Raw genomic sequence first — 23,323 nt, forward strand, 5'->3', positions numbered from 1 at the left:
TGGCTTTTTATGTAGATTGTTATGCGGTATTCAGGGGTAAAATAAAACCAAAAAGGCCAGCATCCTGGTAAACCCAGAATACTGGCCCTTCTATAGCCGAAACGGAATTATTCCGTTGTGTATGGCAGCAATGCGATTTGACGGGAGCGTTTGATCGCAATCGTCAGCATGCGTTGGTATTTTGCGCTCGTGCCGGTTACACGGCGAGGCAAAATTTTTCCGCGTTCGCTAATGAATTTTTTCAGCAGATCCGTGTCTTTATAATCAATGTGAGTAATTTTGTTCACAGTGAAGTAGCACACTTTACGACGTTTGTTACGGCCGCCGCGGCGAGCCGGTCTTTTATCGTTGTCTCCGCCTTCTCTTTGTTTAAAAGCCATGCTGTTTCAGTCCTTTCCGTATTTAAAATGGCAAATCATCATCCGATATGTCTATCGGTTTTCCGTCATCGAAAAAAGGATCTTGATTGGAATTGCTCCGGGAGTAATTGTTATTCCCGCGGCTTCCGCCTCCGAGAGAGGAGTCTTCACGCGGTCCTTGGCCGCCGCCGCTGCCGCCTTCGCGGTTCGATTCCAGGAAACGTACGTTATCGGCAATGACTTCGGTGACGTATACGCGTCTACCTTCGTTATTTTCGTAGTTCCGCACCTGGATGCGACCTTCCACGGCCGTCAAACGGCCTTTCCGCAAGTAGTTCGCGCAGGTCTCAGCGAGCTGTCTCCAAGTCACCACTGGAATAAAATCCGCTTCCCGCTCTCCGCCTTGCGACGTAAACGGTCTGTCTACCGCCAGCGTGAACTGCGTTACCGCAACCCCTGCGGGCGTGTAGCGAAGCTCAGGATCCTTGGTCAATCGGCCAATTAAAATTACACGGTTCAACAATCCTATCCCCTCCTTCGATCGAATGGATCACTTCAAGCCAAAGCTTGGATTAAGCAACGTCAAGAGTAATGAGATAACGAATTACTTCGTCGGAAATTTTCATGATACGCTCGAGTTCGGCAACAACTTCAGGAGTTGCAGTGAAGTTTACCAGAACGAAAGTGCCATCACGGAATTTCTTGATCTCATACGCAAGACGGCGTTTGCCCATCACTTCGTGCTTCGTGATTTCCCCACCGTTGGAGATGATGCCTTGGAATTTTTCGACTGCAGCTTGAACGGCTTCTTGTTCAATGTCCGGACGAATAATGTACATCACTTCATATTTGCGCATATTTTTCACCTCCTTATGGACTTCGGCCCCTGATCGCGTCAGGAGCAAGGAGCGAGTCTAAACTCGCACCATATTAATATATCAAAACGCCCGCCTGAATGCAAGCATGCCTGAATTGGCAAAATTAACGGGCACATGAATCCCCCCGATGTGTAAACACTACAGAAGCAGTCCATTTTCATTTCGATAAGGAGGTTTGTGCCATGGGTGAAAAAACCGAATTCGAGCCTGGCGACAAGGCGCCGAACCCTGGGGTATATATGGAGGTCGGTGAAGCCAGCTTCCATACCGAAATCCAGAATCCGAAGATGATCACGATGGAGCGCGGCGAGACGTTTCCGGAAACGACCAACAAAGACCGGAAGTGGAAAAAGAAAACCAAAGCCCGGGTCCACTAAAAATTTTTTAGACGCGGATGCATAATCCGCTGCCGAAATGCAGATGATACAATCAGACGGTTACGAGAGAGGTGTGGTTCCGTTGGGCCTGAGCTGCGTAACAAATCACTGGAAGTCTGAAACAGCATAACTAAAAGAAGCGAGGGGACGTGCCAAAGACATTTTGTCTGGAGCAATGGAGATTGCTCCGCGGCTTTATCCGAAGTTTCAATGACGTTTTGTTGTAGAACGAATTCCAAAATCCATTGAGTAGCCGTCTGCCAAACAGGAGAACCTTCGGGTTCTCCTTTGGTGTTTTATTGAAGTGTCAGCATTTCGCCTGCACAACCCCATACAACGTAAAAAACCTCTGGCGATGACGGGCCAAAGGTTTTGTCCAATTACGTTAATCTATGAAGTATATTTGATGAAAAAGGGAATGTGGCGGAAAGAGAGGGATTCGAACCCTCGCACGCCTTGCGACGCCTAACTGATTTCGAGTCAGCCCCCTTAGACCTCTTGGGTACCTTTCCGCAGCAAAACTTATTCTATCACAAGAGGACAAAATATGCAATAGCTGTTTTACAAAAGATTACTTTTCGTTCGACTCCTGCGTTTCCTCGCCTGCATTTTTGGAGCGGAGCACTTTTTTCATGTTTTTTTCGAACTTGGCGCGGGGAATCAGAACGCTGTGCTGGCATCCGACGCACTTGATCCGAATGTCCATCCCCATGCGAATGATTTCCATTTCGTTGCTGCCGCAAGGGTGATTTTTTTTCATTTGCACGATATCGCCGAGTTGAAACACTTTCCGTTCCATTTGACCATGCCTCCCCTTTTTATTCTTCCGAAGCCGCCATCTCGCTTAACGCTTGCTTTTGCTGCTCTTCGGCTTCCAACGCTTGCTTGATATGCTCCAAAATGGCCCGCTCCACTTCCGCCCTTGTATTAGGCAGGCACTGCGCCACAATGCGAATCACGTACTCGCTGGTGCTCAAGGACTGAATGCCGAGAACGTCGGGCACCGCCATAAGATTCGGGTTTTCCTCCTGAACGCCCGTCAGCGCTTGCTTAATCAAGCCCACGGTGTCCTCCAGCGAACGTTCGTTTTTGACCGGCAAATCGACCATCGCGAGCGCATTGGACAAGGAAAAATTCGTCACGCTCGTAATCATCCCGTTAGGCAAAATATGAGTTTCCCCGTTCATGCTCACAAGGCGGGTGGAACGCAGGCCGATGACTTCAACCGTGCCTTTGTAGGTTCCCGTCTGAATGACGTCCCCCACCGCAAACTGATCCTCCAATATAATGAAAAAGCCCGTAATGACGTCCTTCACCAAGCTCTGGGCGCCGAAACCGATGGCAAGGCCCAGCACCCCTGCTCCCGCCAACAACGGACCAAGCTTGAAATTGAACTCGGACAAGATGAGCAGCACCATGACGAAATTGCAGGTGACGGCCGTTATATTTTTCAGAAGCTCCCCGACCGTGGCAAAACGGCGCGGATTGACATTGATCCGGCTCTGCTGGTGGCGTTCCAGCGACCGGTCGATAATTTTGGAAACGACTCGGATGGCGATCCGGGTCACGATAAATAACACGACAATGCGGATGCTTGAAAACATCACATTTGTCCACATATCCACATTCGTAATCCAGTCCAAAAACTTATCGCTGAACTTCAACGTTTTATCCACAGCTCCTTCCATTTCGCTGTTTGCCGTTTCGAGCCATTGTGGATTCATCATCTTGATCGATCTCCTATCCCTCGATGCTTATATATCTATCATGATTGTCTTTATAGTAGATTCCTCTGATCTCCACTTGCTCCTGTACAATGATCTGCTGTACCGAAGCCAGCTCCTCCTTCGGAAATTGGATTGATAACGCGCAGCCCGCCGTAATCGTCTTCGGCGTTGGGCATAAATCGATTTCAATATCGGCATATTCCAGCAGCATTTCCGCCCGAAGAGCCTGCTGCGTCGAATCAAAGGCCATCAACATCCATGACTCCATTGCATTATTGCCCGCCTTTTCGTTCTAATAAATTGCTTGTCCCGAGGAAGTATAAAAACATGCAGCCGTCCATATACTAGATACTACCAATCGCATTTGAAAGGAAGATTCTATGACTCAGCTGCCCAAACCATCCCAGAACCAGCAGCTCTCATGCTTAAAAATACCACATACCGATCCTGAAATCCATTCCGCTATCATTCATCGTCTTTTGTTTTATTTGTCCCAGGCCGAAGAGCAACAACCTGTCGTGGTCGTCTGCATCGGCACGGACCGCTCTACCGGGGATTGCTTGGGCCCTTTGGTCGGCACGGCCCTCGCCCGCTACAAAAGCCCATGGTTCCATCTTTACGGCACGCTGGACGAGCCCGTCCATGCCGTCAATTTGCAAGAAACGCTTTCGACCATCTATGCCCTTCACGACCGTCCATTCGTGATCGGCATCGATGCTTGCCTCGGGCAATCCTCGAGCGTCGGCTGCATCCAAGTCGCCAGCGGCCCCCTCAAGCCCGGCGCAGGCGTACATAAAGAATTACCGCCGGTTGGCGATATCCATTTGACGGGTATCGTTAATGTCGGCGGCTTCATGGAATATTTCGTGCTGCAAAACACGCGATTAAGTTTGGTCGTTCGTTTATCGGAAATTATTGCGTCCAGTCTGCATTCGGCGATCCAGGAATGGAAATCCCGTTCTACGCTTGTTGCGAGGCTAGACTGATGGCCTCTACCTCTTCGGGAGACAGGGCATACGACGATTCGCCTGCCGCAAGCGGTTTGGCATATACATAGGAGCTGTCACGGCTGTAAAGGGCCGAGATGACAACTCCATTTTTCTTTTCGTCCACAATTGCAATCGAAAAGCTCAAATCGCTGCCTTGACCGCTAAATGCATTGTACCGTTTGATGCCGATCTTCCCTTTGACCTGCTGCAGTTTGGCCAGGACGGTTTCCAGCGTTTTGCGCTGCTGCTCATGTTCGTCCTCGATCGAATCCATTTGCACTTTCAGGTCGATGAGCAGCGTCTCCAAATTTTCCACACCGCTGCCTGCCATCATCAGGTCGTATTTCCGGCGCATTTTTCTAAGCTTCGCGCCTTGCGTCAATACCATTACGAGCAGGATCAAAATGAGGAGCATGCCTCCGCCGATAAACCACTGCAACTGTTCTAAAATTAAACTATTCAAGTCCGACATTGCTGATTTCATTCCTTTTCCTCATTCTTGATCACAATCGTTTTTCCATACCGTTCCTTGCGCCTATTTTTCGAACCAAACCTATGGCCGCTGGCCGCATATTTCCTTAACGGCATCAATCACCGCATCGGCCTCCTGCCGCGTCGTGGTGACGCCAACGCTGATCCGGACAGCCCCCGTCTGCAGCGTCTCGACGGCCTCATGCGCCAGCGGCGTACAGTGCATCCCAGCTCTTACGGCGATTCCGTATTCCCGGTCCAATCGGAAGGCGATCTCGCTGGAATCCTTTTCCGAGGAAACGAAGGACACGATTCCGGTTCTCGGCTGCCCCGCTTCGGGTCCCAATACCCGAAGATGGCGAATGCCCCGAATCCCTTCGATAATCCGCTGCGCAAGCTCCCATTCATGCCGATAAATCTGCTGCGGCGTCTGCTTGATCACCTCTGCGACGCCGGCCTTTAGCCCTGCAATGCCGGCCGTATTCGGCGTCCCTGCCTCATAGCGATCCGGGCGGACCGCAGGCTGCTCTTTTTCCTCCGATTGGCTTCCGGTCCCTCCGTGTAAAAGCGGCTCCAAATCAACCGACGGGGATATGTATAACCCTCCCGTTCCTTGCGGTCCCAGCAACCCCTTATGCCCGGGAAAGGCCAGCAGATCGATATTCATGGCGGATACGTCAATATCCAGGCAGCCTGCGCTTTGAGCCGCATCCACTAAATAGACCGCTCCAAAACGACGGGCAAGCGCCCCGATCTCGGCAACCGGCAAAATGCTGCCAAGCAAATTGGAACTATGCGTGCTAATGACCAATTTAGGGCGGCTTTCCAGCGCAGCTTTCAGTTTGGCCATATCCAGTTGTCCTTGACCGTTCACCGGAATATATTCCACCTGAATGCCCATCACCCGTTTCAAATATTCGAGCGGGCGTCTTACGGAATTATGTTCAACCATCGTCGCCACGACCCGGTCCCCGGATTTCAGCAAGCCTTTAATCGCCAAATTTAACGCTTCCGTTGTATTATACGTAAATATGATGTCATTTTGGTTACGAACCTGAAACAGTTGAGACAATATCTTGCGGCCTTCGAACAGGACCCTGCTCGCTTTTACCGCCATCTGATGACTGCCTCGCCCCGGATTGGCCGCCGCCTCCTCCATCGCCTTCTGCATTGCCTGCAACACCTCGGGAGGCTTCGGCCAGGAAGTGGCTGCATGATCCAAATATATAAACGGTTTCATGATACTACATCCACCTCCCCTTCATTTATGCGGACTTTAGGTTGCGAGAATTTCTATCCCCACCATTACCACGGTAATAATGAAAATACGGTTAGCGGTGAAACTCAGAGCGTCTTTCTTAAACATTCGCTTTGCCGATCCTTATAAAAAGAGAAAGACATATCCATTTCCCTATACAGGAATAAAGCCGGACATGTCATCTTGGCGCAATCACAAATTCACTTTTATTGCAAAAGCTCCAGCAGCCGTTCCAGATCCTGCTTGCTGTAATAGTTCAACTCGATTTTGCCTTTGTCTTTGTTTTGCTTGATTTTGACCGTCGTCCGGAATCTTTCGCGCAGTGTTTCTTCCAGGCTATCAATATAAGGATCGCGTTTTTTCACCTTGACCTTGTTTTTATCGGCCGCCTTACGATCCAGATTTTTAACGGCTTCCTCCAGATCGCGAACGCTCCATTCGTTGGCCACGCATTGTTTCGCCAGCTGTTTGATGAGATCCGAATCTTTCAATCCGACAATGGCACGCGCATGCCCCATCGATAATGTTCCACGTGAAACATAATCTTTGACCTCTTCGGGAAGCGAAAGCAGCCGCAAAAAGTTGGCGATATGGGATCTGGATTTCCCCACCTTCAGCGAGAGTTCCTCCTGCGTCAAGGAATACTGATCCATCAATCCTTGATAAGCCACCGCTACCTCCATGGCATTCAAGTTTTCACGCTGCAGATTTTCGATGAGCGCGATTTCCATGACCTGCTGATCGCTAAACGTCCGGACAACCGCAGGAATGGTTGGTTTCCCGCATATTTGCGATGCCCGAAAACGCCGCTCCCCGGCAATGATTTCATAGCCTTTTAATACGCTCCGGACAATGATCGGCTGAATGACGCCATGCTGCCTGATCGACTCCGCCAGTTCCTGGATCGACTCTTCGTTAAAGTCTTTGCGCGGCTGATAAGGGTTTGCACGCAGTTGGCTAAGCGGGATCTCCACAATTTTGTCATCGTCGTTGATCGAAAGGGAAGGAATGAGGGCATCGAGTCCTTTGCCTAACCGTTTACTCATAAGAAATCACTTCCTTTGCCAACTCTAAATATACTTCTGCACCTTTGGAACGAGGATCGTAAGTCATAATCGATTGACCATGGGAAGGCGCTTCGCTTAAGCGGACGTTTCGAGGAATAATCGTTTTATATACTTTTTCTTGAAAATACTTCTTCACTTCTTCTATGACCTGTATGCCGAGATTCGTGCGGGCATCCAGCATCGTCAGAAGCACGCCTTCGATCTGCAGCGACGTATTCAAGTGCTTTTGAACAAGCCGAACGGAGTTGAGCAGTTGGCTTAACCCTTCGAGGGCGTAATATTCGCATTGAATCGGGATAATGACGGAGTCGGCTGCCGTCAGCGAGTTAATCGTCAAAATCCCCAACGACGGAGGGCAATCGATTAGGATGTAATCATAGTTTGCCTTCACGAGATGCAGCGATTTTTTCAAACGAAGTTCCCTGGATATGGTAGGAACCAATTCGATTTCCGCGCCTGCCAGTTGAATGGTCGCCGGAATGATATGCAGCCCTTCAACCTGTGTCTCAAGAATCGCTTCCTTAGGATGAACTTCATTGATAATGACGTCATAGATGCAGTTGGCCACATCGGCTTTATTTACGCCAACGCCACTCGTTGTATTGCCTTGCGGGTCAATGTCTACAAGCAGCACTCGTTTGCCGAGCGAAGCCAAGCCTGCTCCGAGATTGACGGAGGTTGTGGTTTTCCCTACCCCGCCCTTTTGATTTGCTATGGCAATGATTTTGGACACTCAATTTCACCTCATTGTGTATGAAAACTCTTCTTGTAGGTCACGGGATTATGTTACACAGCAAAACAATCGGCTGCATACCTCCTGAAAGAAAACGCGATTCGGAACCGACGTTCGAATGTCCGCTCCCCTTTCAGGTACTAGCTGAAACGGCTTCGCCCTGCACGAGTACATTTTCTTGCAAAAAGGAAAAACCTGAGCCTGAACCACAAGTATCGGTTTCTTCAACTTGATCTGCTTCAATGCATGCATAACACGGATGATGCGCCTATAAAATTCGATTAGGACCCTATAACGCAAGTCACGTATCGCTTCCTGAAGAGTCTTCGGCAGATGGCCCTCCAACTCCCCCAAATCGATTGGCAATACAGCAAAATGCAAACCGCTTCTGGACGAGAAGCCGTTTGCTCTAACACCGGGCAGTCAACCCGCAAACCTAAATTGGCATGATGCTCAATCCAACAACTTTAGAGCTTCCTCATGTAGATTAATCATAAGAACCTGTTTGCTCTGGATAAATCGGCCATGGGATGTTCAGATTCATTGGAATCGAAACGATGTCTCCCCTACGGGGTACGCGTGTTGTAAACAACCCTTCCCCACGGCCTGTCCCGGCTAACGATAATGATCTACGCCTGAGACCCAAAACAACCCATTGCTCCAAAAAAGCGGCCTGACCAGCCGCTTGCAGTCATCCCCGCCCCGATTAACGTTTGGGGATCTGTATCACGATTTCGTAATGATCCTCGTGGTCATTTTCCGTTGTTTTAATGGCCAGACCGGAATCGGTAACCATATCGATCGACTGGCGGATCGTATTTAACGCAAGGCGCACGTCTTTCGTGAAGGAAATGCGCTTGGATTTTTTGACTTTTGAAGCTTCTTTATAAAAAGCCACCCTGGCTTCCGTCTGCTTCACGTTCAACTCTTTGGCAATAATTTCGGCAAGCAGCTTCAGCTGGAGCTCCTCCGTATCCAAGGATAACAATGCCCGCGCATGCCGTTCAGAAATTTTGCGCTCCATCAGAGCCATCTTTACTTCCTCAGGCAAATGAAGCAGCCGAATTTTGTTGGCGATGGTTGATTGGCTTTTGCCCAGGCGCTGCGCCAGGCTTTCCTGCGTCAATTGATGAATGTCGATCAGCTTCTGATAAGCTACCGCTTCTTCAATAGCCGTCAATCCTTCCCGCTGCAGGTTCTCGATCAACGCGATCGAAGCTGCCTGGGAATCATTAAATTCGCGAATAATCGCTGGGATCGTTTCCATCCCGAGTTTCGTTACAGCACGCCAACGCCGTTCACCGGCTATGATCTCATATTTGGAATTGCGGACACGAACAACGATCGGCTGAATGACGCCATGGGTTTTGATCGTTTGGCACAGCTCGTCAATCTTCTCGTCGTCGAAAATCGTACGGGGCTGGTATGGGCTGCTGACGATCTCCCCGACCGGAATTTGTTTCACTTCATCACTATGGTTTCGCTCCGTCAAACCAAACAATTTAGAAAATTGTTCTTTCATTCCGTATATTACCACCTAATTTCGTAATAGCACTTGGCAAAGCGCTTGGTCAACATGACTAAAACAAATCAACTTGGTTTATTTCCCAGCCATTCAGCGTATGCCACGGGACCGTTCTCAAGCTGCATCGGTGATTGCATGATCCATTCACACGAAATAGAATTAAAACAAGAGCCGGGCGTACGAATGCAACCCCCGTTATGTACACCCTGTTTCCTACCGTTTCGGTACGGGGATAACTTTCCTCGACCGGCCTCCGCCGGAATCGTGGGCAATGGCTGCCCCCTGCTTGAAGCAGTCGGAAACGACCGATTGATTCTGCGAATTTCGGGTATGAGACGAGGAATGTTATGGGCTGCTTGAACCCAAACTTTCAACTATGGTAACTCTCTCTATTCTACCACTTTTTTTCATATAATCCTATTCTCCAAAGTCCTCTTTTTTTCCTGCCGATCAGTTATTTTTTACGGTTGAATGCTGTCAATCCGTGGATAAAAACGCAAAGTGTTTGCGAGCGTTCCCGGCTTGGATCGCCTCCCATCCGCCTCGATTTGCTTTGGCTTAGTTCTTTGATCTGTGGGGAACCTCCCGGGTTGTGCAACAAACGTCACTCTCTTTCCCTTTAGTTACAACCCCGATCCAACTCAAATCTAACCGCTAACTTGATTCCTATCCCGGCTGCCAATCAAAATCGAGAGTATGGGAACATCCGAAGTCTAAAGGTTTTATAAAAACACAATTTTGGGTTTGGTTTGATAGCCGCACAAAACAGTTATCGAACAAGATAGAGTGGAAAAAGAAAGATGATGATATCGAAATCAACCGCCTCGCTATTCGGAGATTTCGGAGATTTCGAGCATTCCCTCCCTCAAACCATCTTCTCTTTTTCTCTGTTCAAACATCATTTGACGAATTGCTTATTAACTTAGGGAAACATCGTTTGCTTCCCTTATGGTTTACCTTTTGAACAATGCGCGAATCTCTTTCTATGCCACCCTATTTTACGCCGAACCTGTACACAAAATGATTGCCTTTTACATGTACGCCCCTCTCCGCTCGATTGGGTGATATTATGAAATCATCATTGGAAGTCCTTTGATGTTTCAGCGACGGCGCACCTATTTTAGGATACGTGTCCGCGACGGAAACTCTACTTCATACGCACTCTTGCGGACAAGATGCCCCCTCAGAAATGGACTTGAAAAGAAGTTAAGACAAACCCGGGGCATTCATCAAGCCATGCACATCCTCCCTGGAAAGCCACATCTTCTAGGAGGCCTGAATCGGCATTATAGCGGCTCCTGGTCTTTGCCCGTACTCCCCAATGGGGTGGAACAACAATGAGGTCTCAAATACAGAAGTGAGCATATGCAAACATGCTGCACATCACGGGAGGAGACCTGTCGTTCACCGCCTTTGCCTTCAGGCAGCCGGACAAGGGCGTCATCCAAACTTCCCTATTCCGGCATAAAAAAGAGGAATGTTCCACGTGAAACATTCCTCGGAAAATCATTCATGATGTTGTCATTATACTTGATGCTATCGGCTCACAAAGGAGTCTTCAAAGCCGTACCCGCTTTACGCGGATATTTCCCCGGCGTCGCCGCCGTTTTACCGATCACGACAATATGCCGTTCGGCTTCTTCAATCGGAAGCGTAAGACGCTCTACCCGCTGCAGCTTGCCTTTAAGCTCCTTGAAACTGCGCGATGCCTCCCGGATTTCCTCATCCGGGCTGCTCCCCTTCATCGCCGCAAACACGCCGCCCACCTTCGTATAAGGAAGGCAGAATTCGTTAAGCGCGGCGAGCTTGGCGACGGCACGCGCGGTGACGAGGTCGTACCGATCCCGATGTTCCGGTTTGCGTGCCCAGTCTTCGGCCCTTCCATGCAAAAGCTGCACCTGCTCAAGGCCCGTTTCCTGCACGACATGTTTCAAAAAGTTGATCCGTTTGTTCAGTGAATCGATAATCGTCAGCTGCACATGCGGATAACAAATTTTGAGCGGAATGCCGGGGAAACCAGCGCCGGAGCCGATATCGGCCATCGTACGAACATCGTTCATATCGATATAAAAAGCAAGAGAGATCGAATCATAAAAATGCTTCGTATAAACCTGTTCCCGATCGGTAATACCGGTCAGATTCATTTTTTCGTTCCACTCAACAAGCTCTCTATAATAAGTTTCAAACTGTTCCAGTTGGGTCGAGGTTACCTCGATCCCTTTTTCCTGAAGGCGTAACGTAAAAGCTTCTTGTATTGGATCCATAGTTAACCTCTTGCAGCCGTTACCCGGTTATAGTGCTCCAGATAAACCAGCAGGATCGAAATGTCCGCAGGCGTAACCCCGGATATGCGGGAAGCCTGGCCGATGGAAAGCGGACGGATGCTGGACAGCTTCTGCCGCGCTTCGATGGCGATACCCTCAATTTCGTTGTAATCGATCGTTTCCGGAATTTTCTTCTTATCCATCTTTTTCAGGCGTTCCACATGAATCAATTGTTTTTCGATATATCCGGCATATTTGATTTGAATCTCTACCTGCTCCTTCATTTCTTCCGTAAGGCCAAACGGAGAAGGCGAGATTTCTTCGATATCGTCATGGCTGACTTCCGGACGGCGCAAAATGGTCAGCAAATTGCTTCCATCCTGGATCGGCGCCGAACCTACCCGTTCGAGCATCGCATTGACATGCGAAGGTCCGACCTTGGTCGCCTTCAAACGTTCGATTTCTTGTTCCACCTTTTGTTTCTTATCCAGGAACTTGGCGTATCTTTCTTCGGAGATGAGGCCAATTTCATGTCCCAGCGGCGTCAAGCGCAAATCCGCGTTGTCGTGGCGCAAAAGCAAGCGGTATTCCGCACGCGAAGTGAGCAGACGGTAAGGTTCATTGGTGCCTTTCGTGACGAGATCGTCAATCAACACGCCGATGTAACCTTGCGAGCGGTCCAAAATGACAGGATCCTTGCCTTGCACGCGGCGTGCTGCATTGATGCCCGCCATGATTCCTTGCCCCGCAGCTTCTTCATAACCGGAAGTACCATTGATTTGTCCGGCCGTAAACAGTCCCGGAATCAATTTCGTTTCAAGCGATGGCCACAGTTGGGTCGGAACCACCGCATCGTATTCGATCGCATAACCATTGCGCATCATTTCCACTTTTTCCAGTCCCGGGATCGAACGCAGCATCGCGAGCTGCACATCCTCCGGCATACTGGTGGACAGTCCTTGGACATAATATTCAGACGTATTCTTGCCTTCCGGCTCAAGGAAAATCTGATGTTTCGGCTTGTCGCTAAAACGAACGATTTTATCCTCGATGGACGGGCAATAACGCGGTCCCGTTCCTTCGATAATGCCGGAGAACATCGGCGCCCGGTGCAGGTTGGCATTGATGATCTGATGCGTTTCGAGCGACGTGTAGGTCAACCAGCAAGGAAGCTGTTCGTTGTCGGAGCTTTCCGTTTCATATGAGAAAAACTTCGGTTTTTCGTCCCCTGGTTGAATTTCCGTTTTGGAAAAGTCGATCGTCGACTTGTGCACGCGCGGAGGCGTGCCTGTTTTAAAGCGGACAAGCTCAAAGCCAAGATCGCGCAGGTTTTCGGCCAATTTGATCGAAGGCTGTTGGTTGTTCGGGCCGCTTTCGTACGTCATTTCACCCATAATGACTTTTCCGCGCAGGTACGTGCCGGTCGTCAATACGACCGATTTGGCGCGATAAGCGGTACCGGTTTTCGTAATGACGCCAACGCATACGCCGTTCTCCACAATCAGCTCTTCGACCATGCCTTGGCGCATCGTCAAATTCGGTTCCTTTTCCATCGTTTCTTTCATCGTGTGTTGATACAGGAATTTATCCGCCTGAGCGCGCAGCGCGTGCACGGCCGGTCCTTTCCCTGTATTCAGCATGCGCATTTGAATGAATGTTTTGTCGATGTTGCGGCCCATTTCGCCGCCAAGGGCATCGATTTCGCGAACGACATGGCCTTTGGCCGGTCCGCCGATCGACGGATTGCACGGCATGAACGCAACCATGTCCAGATTGATCGTGATCATCAGCGTGCTGCAACCCATACGGGCCGCGGCGAGAGCCGCTTCGCAGCCGGCATGGCCGGCGCCGATGACAATGACATCAAAGCTGCCACCATCAAAACTCATATGAAAACCTCCTTTAAATTTGAAAATGCAGAGTGAGAAAAATCCGATATATGTTCAGGATGTTATTCATCCTTATTTGCCTAAGCAGAATTGCGAGAAAATTTGATCCAAAAGCGATTCGGACGCCGTATCCCCGATAATTTCGCCAAGCTGCTCCCATGCCAGCCGGACATCGATCTGGATCATGTCGATCGGGATCAGCTGCTCGGCCGCATCGTATGCGTCCTGAAGCGATTTATAGGCTTTTTTCAGCAGGGCGATATGGCGTACATTGCTAACATACGTGAGGTCCGCGGTTTCGATGCTGCCGCTGAAAAAGAGCTGCGAAATGGCCGCTTCCAGCGCATCGACGCCTTCCTGGGTTTTGACGGACATCGGAACGATCAAATCCTCCGGATAATAACGCAAAAGCACGTCTTTATCCAGCTGTTGAGGTAAGTCCATTTTATTCATAATGACGATGGATTGTCTACCGCGGATTTGTTCCATTAATTCCAGTTCGTCCTCATGCAGCGGCTCGCTGCCGTTCAGGACCAGCAAAATGAGATCGGCTTCGGTAACGGCATGTTTGGAGCGCTCCACCCCGATCCGTTCGACGACGTCCATCGTTTCGCGAATGCCGGCCGTGTCCAATAGCTTCAGCGGAATGTTGTTGATCGTGACAAACTCCTCGATGACGTCCCGCGTTGTCCCCGGAATATCCGTCACAATGGCGCGATTCGTATGGGCCAACGCATTCAGCAGCGAAGATTTCCCCACGTTCGGGCGTCCGACGATCGCCGTCGTGATCCCTTCGCGGAGGATTTTCCCTTGTTCGGCTGTCTTCAGCAGCTTCGTAATGCCCTGCATGACCTCCGTGCTCTTTTCCTTGATGAATTCAGCCGTCAACGACTCGACGTCATGCTCCGGATAATCGATGTTGACCTCGATATGGGCCAGCGTCTCCACTAGCGTATGGCGGAGCTTCTGGATTTGGTCCGAAAGTTGCCCCTCCACTTGCTTCAGCGCCACGGAAAACGCCCGGTCCGATTTCGAACGGATCAGGTCAATAACCGCCTCCGCTTGCGACAGGTCGATGCGTCCGTTAAGGAAGGCGCGTTTGGTGAATTCGCCCGGTTCGGCCAAACGAATGTCCTGCTGTAGCAGCAGATCCATCACCCTTTTCACCGAAATGACGCCGCCATGCGTGCTGATCTCCACCACGTCTTCCGTCGTAAAAGAACGCGGAGCCCGCATGACCGTAACAAGCACCTCTTCCACCCGTTCTCCGTGTTCCGGATCCACAATATGCCCATAATGGACGGTATGGCTTTCCGCCTCCGTCAGCTTCGTTTTGCTGCGAAAAATGTTGTCTACCTCGGCAATGGAATCAGGACCGCTTACGCGAATGACCGCGATGCCCGCTTCCCCTACCGCCGTCGAAATCGCTGCAATTGTATCGCTTAGCAACGTTACTCACCTCTTCCTTTATATTGTTCGCACGGATCGTTTGCCCTTACCTCTACTCTACCCGAATCGCGAGTCATAAAGACCCTGGATAGAGCTCCTTATCTACGAAAAAAGCAATGACTTCATCAGCTGCATCAGCTGAATAAAGTCATTGCACATCATGCACGTCTTAGGACAATCTATAAGTCCCCGGGATTCCTTGAAACTCCCGTTACTTTAATGTGATGACGATACGCCGGTTCGGTTCTTCCCCTTTGCTGAATGTCTTCACCTGCGGATGATCCTGCAGTTTGGCGTGGATCACTTTCCGCTCCTGCGGAGACATCGGCTCCAGGACGACTTCCTTGCCAGAACGGATGACGCGGCCCGCAAGCCGGTCAGCCAATTCCTCCAGCGTTTTTTTGCGCCGTTCGCGGAAATTTTCGGCATCGAGCACAATGCGGATGTAACTTCCCGAATAGCGGTTGGCCACGATGTTGACCAAATACTGCAAAGCGTCGAGGGTTTGTCCCCTTCTGCCGATGATCAGGCCCAAATCGGGCCCGAATATATGAAGCGTCGTGGCATCCTTCGCATGCTGCACGTCGACGTTGACGTCCAAGCCCATGCTTTTGCCGACATCCTGAATGAATCGCACGGCTTCTTCATAAGGATCTGGATCGGCGTTTGTTGGTTCGGCCTCCGGCACAGCCGGCTCTAATGGCAATGAAGTTGCCGTCTCGACTGGCATGGGTTCGGATTCAGGCTCGGGCAGCAGCGCCAGCTCCACCTTCGCATCCTTGACACCAATCAGTCCCAGGAATCCTTTTGACGGCTGCGTTAGGATCTGGACCGATACGCGGTCGCGGCTTACCCCGAGCTGGGTGAGCCCTTGTCTTACAGCTTCTTCAACGGTTTTTCCTGATACGACGACTTTGCTCATTTAGACTTTTTGGCCCCCTTTTTGCCTTTTCCCGCGTTTCCTTTGTTGCCTTGGCCTTTGTTGTTGCCGCCCTTGGCAGGGTTTCCGCCTTTGGCGTTGCCGCCGCCGGCAGAGGATACGGCCGCCACGGTGGCACCCGGTCTTTTGCGGTAAAGGAAGTAGTTTTGCACGATCGTATACAGGTTACTGAAGAACCAGTACAGAGGAAGTGCGGACGGGAACTGATAGGACATAAAGAAAATCAGCACCGGATACACGAACATCATGAACTGCATGGCCCCTTGCTGCGGGGTCGGGTTCATCCGCATCATCATCCACGTTTGCAGGAACGTCGTCGCCGCGGCTAAAATAGGCAAAATGAATGTATGGTCCGGCTTACCGAGCTGGAGCCATAAGAAAGAATGCTCATACAAATACTTATTGTGAATAATCGAGTTATAGAGAGCGATGAATACGGGCATTTGCACGATCAGCGGCAAACATCCCGCCATCGGATTGACCTTGTTTTCCTGGAACAAGCGCATCGTTTCCTGCTGCTGCTTTTCCGGGTTGTCTTTGTACTTCTCTTTGATTTTGGCAAGCTCAGGCTGAATCGCCTGCATCGCCTTGGAGCTTCGAACCTGTTTGATCGACAGCGGCAAAATGATCGTCCGCACGATGATCACCATCACAAGGACGGCCAGTCCATATTCGCCGTTAAACCACTGAGCAAACGTATCGAGCGCTAACGAAAAATAATAAACGACGTTTCTTTGCCAGAAACTGCCGCTGGTTTTCATGTCTTCAGTCGTATACGTTACCGAATTGGAACCGCACGCTGATAATACCATGACTGCAAGCAGCAACACTGCCGTGAGGAGGATCCATTTCCTGCCTCGTCTCGTCTTGAATAGCGACACTTCATAACCCCTCTCTGGACACTTCCGTTCAACGTAAATCATACCATAAACAATTGGACAAAGAAACCAGCTTTCAATGGCCGGGAGGCTTTAAAAGCGACGCTTTGCGCAGCACGTGCAGCACGCATTTTTCCAAGTCCTTGTATGGCAAATCCAGCGCGCCTTTGCGGACGATAAAAACAAGGTCCACATGCTCGATGAGCCGGTCCTCATGGTGGCGGACGATCTCTTTCACGAGCCGGCGCATCCGGTTGCGGACAACGGCATTGCCCACCTTTTTGCTGACGGAAATCCCTACGCGAAATTTCTCTACCTCTTTTTTGCGGAACCAATACACAACGAACTGATGGTTCGCAAAAGACTTCCCATGGCGATATACGCGACTGAAGTCCGCGCGGTTTCGTAATCGTAAACTTTTATGCAACCCGATCCCCTGCCTGCTTCTCCGCCCGGTATGCTCAGGCGGTCATTTCTTGATAATAAGCATGAAGAAATTTTAGAAAGCGAGGGCCATCGTCGGCGAAAGCATGTTTCCGGCGGCAAACGAACCGCCACTGCCTTCGCTGAAGACCAATACCATCCTCTTAAAACATCTTTTTCGATTCTTATCATCAATCTTGCGATTCGGGATATACCCGATCCCTCTTTGTCCGGAAAACGGGGCGCTTTTCGCATACTGCCCCCGCCTCCATCCTATTGAAAATTTTTGCTTCATATAATAGTAGGAAAAAACAGACGGCGAACCGCGGCTTCGGACGAAACGCTTTCAGCAATTTCAAGCCCAGGCAGCCGGCCGGCACGACCGCATCCGCATCCTGATCCAAAAGAAAAACGCATTTACCAGTATTGGCATTCCGCCATACCGATAAACCGGACGCGGCAAAATCGTTTCTCCCTCTTTTTCGGATGCCTCTGCCGGATTCCGGCCCCAAAACCGCATTCCGATCCTCGAAATGTCCATCCCATTGAAGAAAAAAAGACCACCGCGGTGGTCTTTATGCACGAAATTTACGCACTCAATACTTTTCTGCCCTTCTGACGACGAGCTGCCAGCACTTTACGGCCGTTTTTCGTGCTCATTCTTTTCCGGAAGCCATGTACCTTTTTGCGTTTGCTTACATTTGGTTTAAATGTAGGTCTCATGTATTGCGCACCCCCTTACAGGATTTAAAATAACCTTTATGGTTAATTCATTTTCATTCACACAGAAAATGCCTTTATACATTTAACCATGTCAAGGGCCAAAAGTCAACCTGAACCCTTCCCCTTTTCGCATCCGAAATTCGGCCAATCCGGCTTGTCCGCCTTTTGGGCCGTTCTTTTTCTCCCTTCGGCCGCTCTTCTTCCTCTTTTTTATAGGTTCATCCGCTCCAAACCGGACTAAAAGCATGCCGCTATGCCCAAAATCGGGAACTCAACTTCTGATCCGGCAATGACCACAATGACCATCCGTATTTCATCATAAAACCTCGGTCCAAAAAAGGGTCATCCACAGGACCAACGGTTCCTCCCTTTCCAACCGCTCCCCAAATTTCGGCTGGAGGGGCAAAGCCGGGTTTTCCACAGGCATCTTTCGTCGCAGCATGTAAAAATCCACAGACCTTACTTATCCACTTGTTCACATAAATCGCCTCGACTTCCTTTTTTCCGGCACAACCTGTGCACAACCGATTTTCCGTTTTTAGGAATACTGTCGAAACTTAAACAATTTATAAACAATATATAGTGTTGTGAATATGATTTATACACAACTTATTGAATTTGTGGATAAAATGGACGCATACATTGATAAAAAGGGATTCTTTTGCTATGATTATATTACTTTTGGTTGTGAATATCTGTTTTCACCCATAATATTATTAACAGGCTGTGGATAAACTTGTGAACAATTTTAATTTATCCACTTTTTTTATTTTCTCCAGACCGTGAAACTTGGGGATAAATACGCCATGTTTCATTTTTTTTCGACAATTCCACTCAAGTAGCGGAGGCCAATGCCGCATTTGGAAGATTTAAAGGAGTGACAGTTAGTGGACAGCCATACTTCCGAATTATGGCAGCAAATCCTATCTATTATTCATACCAAACTAAGCAAGCCGAGCTTCGACACCTGGTTTAAAGCAACAAAAGCGATCCAGATGAATGACCACTCCATTGTCATTTCCGCGCCTACGACCTTTGCTGTTGAATGGTTGGAAAGCCGCTATACCAAGCTCGTCAGCTCGACGATTTACGAAGTGCTTGGCAAACAGGTTGACGTGAAATTCGTCATCGAAGAGAACAAGCCTGCAGAAGTCGTTCCCCAGCAGCCCGCTCCAATGCCTCAGGTGACCCAAGAAGAAGCATTCACCCATATGCTGAATCCGAAATACACCTTCGATACGTTCGTGATTGGATCCGGGAACCGGTTCGCCCATGCGGCATCGCTCGCCGTCGCCGAGGCGCCGGCCAAAGCATACAACCCTTTGTTTTTGTACGGAGGGGTCGGGCTGGGAAAAACGCACCTGATGCATGCTATCGGCCATTACATTCTGGAACATAACCCTGCAAGCCGCGTCGTGTACATTTCCTCGGAGAAATTCACGAATGAATTCATCAACTCCATCCGGGACAACCGGGCGGAAAGCTTTCGCAACAAATACCGCAACGTAGACATTTTGCTGATTGACGACATTCAATTCCTGGCTGGGAAAGAATCGACTCAGGAGGAATTTTTCCATACATTTAACGCGCTGCATGAGGAACAGAAGCAAATCATCATTTCCAGCGACAGGCCGCCGAAGGAAATTCCGACGCTGGAAGACCGGCTGCGTTCCCGCTTCGAATGGGGACTCATCACCGACATTCAGCCGCCGGACTTGGAAACGCGGATCGCCATTTTGCGCAAAAAAGCGAAGGCCGAAAATCTCGACATCCCGAACGAAGCGATGATGTACATCGCCAACCAAATCGACACGAACATCCGGGAGCTCGAGGGCGCCCTTATCCGGGTCGTCGCCTATTCGTCGCTCACCAATCAGGACGTGACCACGCACCTGGCTGCCGAAGCGCTGAAGGACATCATCCCTTCCAGCCGTCCGAAGATGATCACCATCCAGGACATCCAGCAGAAAGTCGGGGAATACTACAATTTGAAGCTGGAAGACTTCAAGGCGCGCAAACGAACCAAAGCCGTCGCCTTCCCGCGCCAGATCGCCATGTATCTCTCGCGCGAGCTGACGGATTTTTCCCTGCCCAAAATCGGGGAAGCTTTCGGAGGCCGGGACCATACGACGGTGATCCATGCGCACGAAAAAATATCCCAGTCGCTGAAAACCGACCAGGATCTGTTTAAAGTGATCAATAACATTACAGAAAAAATCAAAAATCCGACCTGAACAAGTTCAAAGCCTATGCACAATCTATACACATGTGGATAGGCTTAATTTGTTGAGGTTTCGTGGGCTTATCCACATATTCAGCGCCCCTACTGCTATTACTATGTTTTAAATATAAATAATATAACCATAAAAGCTGCGCAAAAGAGGAACGGACATCATGCTGCCTCTGCCAGCCGAAATTTCCTGCTAGGAGTGAAAAGATGAAAATCAGCATTCTCAAAAACGTCCTTAACGAATCCATTCAGCATGTATCCAAAGCGATTTCCAGCCGCACCACCATTCCGATTCTCGGAGGCATCAAGCTGGACGTGACCTACCAAGGGGTGACGCTGACCGCCAGCGATACGGACATTTCCATTCAATCGTTTATTCCAGCCGAAGATGCCGACCGGACGATCGTGCAGGTGGAGAGAATCGGCAGCGTCGTTTTGCCTGCCAAGTTTTTTGTGGAAATCATCAAAAAGCTGCCTTCCCAAGAAATCCAAATGGAGGTCAAAGAGCAATTCCAGACCTTCATTTCTTCCGGTTCGACGGAAATTCAAATGGTCGGGCTGGATCCGGAGGAATTCCCGGTGCTGCCTGACATCGAAGGCAACCAAACGATTTCCCTCCCGGGATCTCTGCTGAAAAACATGATCCGCCAGACGGTGTTTGCCATCTCCACGCAGGAGACGACTCCGATTTTGACCGGCGTTCTTTGGAACCTGGATCATAACGACCTGAAGTTTACGGCGACGGACCGCCACCGGCTTGCCACGCGTTCGGCCCACCTGGAGGGGGCGGATGACGTGAAGTTCAGCAATGTCGTCATTGCCGGCAAAACGCTGAACGAGCTGAGCAAAATCATTCCGGACCAAAACACGCTGATCGATATCGTCGTGGCCGACAACCAGGTGCTGTTCAAGCTGGACCGCGTCCTGTTCTATTCCCGTATTCTGGATGGCATTTACCCGGATACTACTAGAATTATTCCGACAACCTACAAAACAGAACTGATTTTGGACACAAAAAAATTGAGCGAGTCGATCGACCGCGCTTATTTGTTGTCCCGCGAGGAAAAAACGAACATCGTTCGCCTGCAGACGATGGAAAACGGCGGAATCGAAATTTCGTCCAGCTCGTCCGAGCTCGGGAAAGTGCGCGAAGAACTGGATGTCATCGACTTTAAAGGCGAGCCGCTGCGCATCTCCTTTAACTCCAAATATATGCTCGACGTGCTGAAAATCGTGGAAAGCGAACAGCTGATGATTGCCTTTACCGGCATGATGAGCCCGATCATCCTCAAGCCGTTGGATGACAGCCAAAGCTCTTACGTCATTTTGCCTTACCGGACAACGAACTAAAGCAGCCAAAGTTATCAACAGGAAGGGCGTTTGCGATGAAAGAAATATTTATCCACAGTGAATATATCAAGCTGGATCAATTTTTGAAGCTGGCCGATTGCATATCCACAGGCGGGATGGCGAAAGCCCTTCTTGCGGAAGGCCATGTGCTTGTGAATGGAGAGCCTGAGGAACGCCGGGGGCGCAAGCTGTATCCGGGCGATCGGGTGAGCGTAGAGGATTGCGGCGAGTTTACCGTATCCAGGGAGTCCTGATATACTCCTCATAAAGACGTGCTCCGGCGCGGGACGATTCGGCGGGAGATGGGGAGGAAGCATACGTGTTTGTAAAAAGCATCAGCCTGCAGCATTACCGCAACTACGAAGAGCTCCGATTGGATTCCTTCAGCGACGTCAATCTGCTGATCGGGCAAAACGCCCAGGGGAAGACCAATTTGGTTGAAGCTATTTTTGTTCTGGCCTTAACGAAAAGCCACCGGACCTCGAGAGACCGCGAGCTCATCTCCTTCCAGGAAAAAAGCGCGCACGTTTCCGCGGCGGTGGAACGAAAATACGGCCAGCTGACGCTCGACTTGAATTTATCCCCCCAAGGGAAGAAAGCAAAAATTAACGGTCTGGAGCAGCGCAAACTGAGCGATTTCATCGGATCGCTGAACGTCGTCATGTTTGCGCCCGAGGACCTGGAAATCGTAAAGGGAACGCCAGGCGTACGCCGGCGTTTTCTTGACATGGAGATCGGACAGGTTCAGCCGGGGTATTTATACCATTTGCAGCAGTACCAGAAAGTGCTGAACCAGCGGAACAACCTGCTCAAGCAAATGTGGGGCAAGGACAAGCCGCAGCAGGGGCTTCTGGAGGTCTGGGACCAGCAGCTTGCCGAACATGGTGTTAAAATCATCAAAAAGAGGAAACAATTTATCTTAAAGCTGCAAAAATGGGCCGAGTCCATCCACCACGGCATTACGAACGGCAGCGAGGACCTCAAGCTTGTCTATGTTCCGTCGTTTGGCGAAGAGGCGGAGGAAGATGAAGCTTATCTTTTCGAACAATTTATGTTAAAATTATCACAACTGAAAGATCAGGAGCTTCGGCGCGGGATGACGCTTGCCGGGCCTCATCGCGACGATGTGGCCTTTTATATCAACGGCAAGGAAGTGCAGACCTACGGATCCCAGGGGCAGCAGCGCACTACGGCACTGTCGCTGAAACTGGCGGAAATCGAACTGATCCATGAAGAGATCGGCGAATATCCCGTCCTGCTTTTGGATGACGTGTTGTCCGAACTGGATCCTTACCGCCAGACGCAGCTGATCGAAACCTTTCAGACCAAAGTGCAAACCTTTATCACGGCGACGGGGATCGAGAGCCTGAATACCGATAAACTGAAAAAGGCCAGCGTTTTTCACGTCCACGACGGACGGATTGGCTCTTAAGGAGTTGGGAATATGTATATTCACCTGGGCGGCGAAAGAATTATCCGCTCCGCGGAATTGGTCGCCATTTTCGACGTTTCGATCGAGAAATCCTCAAAAATATCCAAGCAGTTTGTCAGTCACGCCTGCGAGCACAAAAACGTGGAGTTCATCGGCGAAGAGGAGCCCAAGTCGATCGTGATCACGAAGAGCACGGTTTATTATTCCCCGATTTCCTCGTCGACACTCAAAAAACGGGCGAAGGTATTTGTGGCCAACGCTTAATATATACGAAAATCATGGGTTGAACTCTCTGAATCCGGCAAGACGGTTTCGCACGAGAGTTTTTGCTGCGATAAAGCGCGATTTTTTATTTATGATG

General features: G+C 49.9%; 25 protein-coding genes and 1 tRNA gene. 7 read left to right on the forward strand and 19 right to left on the reverse strand.

The annotated features are described in order from the left end of the window. Positions 1–107: 107 nt before the first annotated feature. Genes rpsR through rpsF form a run of 3 tightly spaced genes read right to left on the reverse strand, consistent with a single transcriptional unit; the run spans position 108 to position 1,216 of the window. Positions 108–380, reverse strand: coding sequence for a 30S ribosomal protein S18 (rpsR, locus tag AC27KL_RS24590; RefSeq protein WP_036710728.1), 273 nt, complete (start codon positions 378–380; stop codon positions 108–110). 22 nt (positions 381–402) lie between these two features. After that, positions 403–882, reverse strand: coding sequence for a single-stranded DNA-binding protein (gene ssb / locus AC27KL_RS24595; protein WP_339322835.1), 480 nt, complete (start codon positions 880–882; stop codon positions 403–405). Positions 883–931: 49 nt separating this feature from the next. Next, the gene (gene rpsF / locus AC27KL_RS24600) at positions 932–1,216 is read right to left on the reverse strand and encodes a 30S ribosomal protein S6 (protein ID WP_036710734.1); all 285 of its coding nucleotides are present in this window, start codon (positions 1,214–1,216) and stop codon (positions 932–934) included. 203 nt (positions 1,217–1,419) lie between these two features. On the opposite strand from rpsF, the gene AC27KL_RS24605 reads away from it, so the two are divergent. Then, on the forward strand, positions 1,420–1,614 hold the full coding sequence (locus tag AC27KL_RS24605) for a YjzC family protein (RefSeq protein ID WP_036710736.1): 195 nt from the start codon (positions 1,420–1,422) through the stop codon (positions 1,612–1,614). Between the two features lie 421 nt (positions 1,615–2,035). On the opposite strand, the gene AC27KL_RS24610 is transcribed toward AC27KL_RS24605, so the two are convergent. The 4 genes from AC27KL_RS24610 to AC27KL_RS24625 all read right to left on the reverse strand — a co-directional run bounded on the left by AC27KL_RS24610 (position 2,036) and on the right by AC27KL_RS24625 (position 3,609). Further along, positions 2,036–2,126 (reverse strand) — tRNA-Ser (locus AC27KL_RS24610). A gap of 59 nt (positions 2,127–2,185) precedes the next feature. Next, positions 2,186–2,413 carry a DUF951 domain-containing protein gene (locus AC27KL_RS24615; RefSeq protein WP_339322836.1) on the reverse strand — a complete coding sequence of 76 codons (228 nt, stop codon included), beginning with the start codon at positions 2,411–2,413 and terminating at the stop codon, positions 2,186–2,188. 19 nt (positions 2,414–2,432) lie between these two features. Continuing rightward, a complete protein-coding gene (locus AC27KL_RS24620; protein WP_487171436.1) occupies positions 2,433–3,338 on the reverse strand; it encodes a mechanosensitive ion channel family protein in 906 nt (301 codons plus the stop codon). A gap of 16 nt (positions 3,339–3,354) precedes the next feature. Next, on the reverse strand, positions 3,355–3,609 hold the full coding sequence (locus AC27KL_RS24625) for a putative Se/S carrier protein (RefSeq protein WP_339322837.1): 255 nt from the start codon (positions 3,607–3,609) through the stop codon (positions 3,355–3,357). Between the two features lie 112 nt (positions 3,610–3,721). On the opposite strand from AC27KL_RS24625, the gene yyaC reads away from it, so the two are divergent. Continuing rightward, positions 3,722–4,327 carry a spore protease YyaC gene (gene yyaC / locus AC27KL_RS24630; protein WP_212952019.1) on the forward strand — a complete coding sequence of 202 codons (606 nt, stop codon included), beginning with the start codon at positions 3,722–3,724 and terminating at the stop codon, positions 4,325–4,327. Here yyaC and AC27KL_RS24635 read toward each other — a convergent pair. The 12 genes from AC27KL_RS24635 to rpmH form a co-directional block, all read right to left on the reverse strand. After that, a complete protein-coding gene (locus tag AC27KL_RS24635; protein ID WP_487171437.1) occupies positions 4,302–4,802 on the reverse strand; it encodes a DUF4446 family protein in 501 nt (166 codons plus the stop codon). The two genes, yyaC and AC27KL_RS24635, sit on opposite strands and share 26 nt — an antisense overlap. Before the next feature lie 81 nt (positions 4,803–4,883). Then, positions 4,884–6,041, reverse strand: coding sequence for an aminotransferase class V-fold PLP-dependent enzyme (locus AC27KL_RS24640; RefSeq protein WP_487171427.1), 1,158 nt, complete (start codon positions 6,039–6,041; stop codon positions 4,884–4,886). A gap of 224 nt (positions 6,042–6,265) precedes the next feature. Next, entirely contained in the window at positions 6,266–7,105 is an 840-nt protein-coding gene (locus AC27KL_RS24645; protein ID WP_212952015.1) for a ParB/RepB/Spo0J family partition protein, read from the reverse strand. Next, positions 7,098–7,859 carry a ParA family protein gene (locus AC27KL_RS24650; RefSeq protein WP_212952013.1) on the reverse strand — a complete coding sequence of 254 codons (762 nt, stop codon included), beginning with the start codon at positions 7,857–7,859 and terminating at the stop codon, positions 7,098–7,100. The genes AC27KL_RS24645 and AC27KL_RS24650 overlap by 8 nt, the downstream gene beginning before the upstream one ends. Positions 7,860–8,565: 706 nt before the next feature. Then, complete coding sequence (noc, locus tag AC27KL_RS24655) at positions 8,566–9,381, reverse strand: nucleoid occlusion protein (RefSeq protein WP_036710762.1); 816 nt, start codon at positions 9,379–9,381, stop codon at positions 8,566–8,568. 1,547 nt (positions 9,382–10,928) lie between these two features. Next, positions 10,929–11,648, reverse strand: coding sequence for a 16S rRNA (guanine(527)-N(7))-methyltransferase RsmG (gene rsmG / locus AC27KL_RS24660; RefSeq protein ID WP_487171428.1), 720 nt, complete (start codon positions 11,646–11,648; stop codon positions 10,929–10,931). A gap of 2 nt (positions 11,649–11,650) precedes the next feature. After that, positions 11,651–13,537 carry a tRNA uridine-5-carboxymethylaminomethyl(34) synthesis enzyme MnmG gene (gene mnmG / locus AC27KL_RS24665; RefSeq protein WP_339322840.1) on the reverse strand — a complete coding sequence of 629 codons (1,887 nt, stop codon included), beginning with the start codon at positions 13,535–13,537 and terminating at the stop codon, positions 11,651–11,653. 72 nt (positions 13,538–13,609) lie between these two features. Further along, complete coding sequence (mnmE, locus tag AC27KL_RS24670) at positions 13,610–14,986, reverse strand: tRNA uridine-5-carboxymethylaminomethyl(34) synthesis GTPase MnmE (protein ID WP_487171429.1); 1,377 nt, start codon at positions 14,984–14,986, stop codon at positions 13,610–13,612. A 211-nt stretch (positions 14,987–15,197) separates the two neighbouring features. Then, entirely contained in the window at positions 15,198–15,908 is a 711-nt protein-coding gene (gene jag, locus AC27KL_RS24675) for an RNA-binding cell elongation regulator Jag/EloR (RefSeq protein ID WP_487171430.1), read from the reverse strand. Then, positions 15,905–16,807 (reverse strand): YidC/Oxa1 family membrane protein insertase, encoded by a 903-nt coding sequence (locus AC27KL_RS24680; RefSeq protein ID WP_487171431.1) that lies wholly within the window; start codon positions 16,805–16,807, stop codon positions 15,905–15,907. The genes jag and AC27KL_RS24680 overlap by 4 nt, the downstream gene beginning before the upstream one ends. 73 nt (positions 16,808–16,880) lie before the next feature. After that, on the reverse strand, positions 16,881–17,231 hold the full coding sequence (gene rnpA / locus AC27KL_RS24685; protein WP_212952000.1) for a ribonuclease P protein component: 351 nt from the start codon (positions 17,229–17,231) through the stop codon (positions 16,881–16,883). Between the two features lie 584 nt (positions 17,232–17,815). Continuing rightward, complete coding sequence (gene rpmH, locus AC27KL_RS24690; RefSeq protein ID WP_068778604.1) at positions 17,816–17,950, reverse strand: 50S ribosomal protein L34; 135 nt, start codon at positions 17,948–17,950, stop codon at positions 17,816–17,818. A gap of 887 nt (positions 17,951–18,837) precedes the next feature. On the opposite strand from rpmH, the gene dnaA reads away from it, so the two are divergent. From dnaA to remB, 5 genes are all read left to right on the forward strand, one after another. Then, complete coding sequence (gene dnaA, locus AC27KL_RS24695; RefSeq protein WP_212951998.1) at positions 18,838–20,184, forward strand: chromosomal replication initiator protein DnaA; 1,347 nt, start codon at positions 18,838–18,840, stop codon at positions 20,182–20,184. Between the two features lie 203 nt (positions 20,185–20,387). Next, the gene (gene dnaN, locus AC27KL_RS24700) at positions 20,388–21,530 is read left to right on the forward strand and encodes a DNA polymerase III subunit beta (protein ID WP_339322845.1); all 1,143 of its coding nucleotides are present in this window, start codon (positions 20,388–20,390) and stop codon (positions 21,528–21,530) included. Between the two features lie 35 nt (positions 21,531–21,565). Beyond that, a complete protein-coding gene (gene yaaA, locus AC27KL_RS24705) occupies positions 21,566–21,784 on the forward strand; it encodes a S4 domain-containing protein YaaA (RefSeq protein ID WP_036710775.1) in 219 nt (72 codons plus the stop codon). Between the two features lie 65 nt (positions 21,785–21,849). Then, a complete protein-coding gene (gene recF / locus AC27KL_RS24710; protein ID WP_212951993.1) occupies positions 21,850–22,962 on the forward strand; it encodes a DNA replication/repair protein RecF in 1,113 nt (370 codons plus the stop codon). A 12-nt stretch (positions 22,963–22,974) separates the two neighbouring features. Further along, the gene (remB, locus tag AC27KL_RS24715; RefSeq protein ID WP_036710781.1) at positions 22,975–23,226 is read left to right on the forward strand and encodes an extracellular matrix regulator RemB; all 252 of its coding nucleotides are present in this window, start codon (positions 22,975–22,977) and stop codon (positions 23,224–23,226) included. Positions 23,227–23,323 lie beyond the last annotated feature (97 nt).

This window comes from Paenibacillus sp. YAE3 (genome assembly GCF_057546105.1).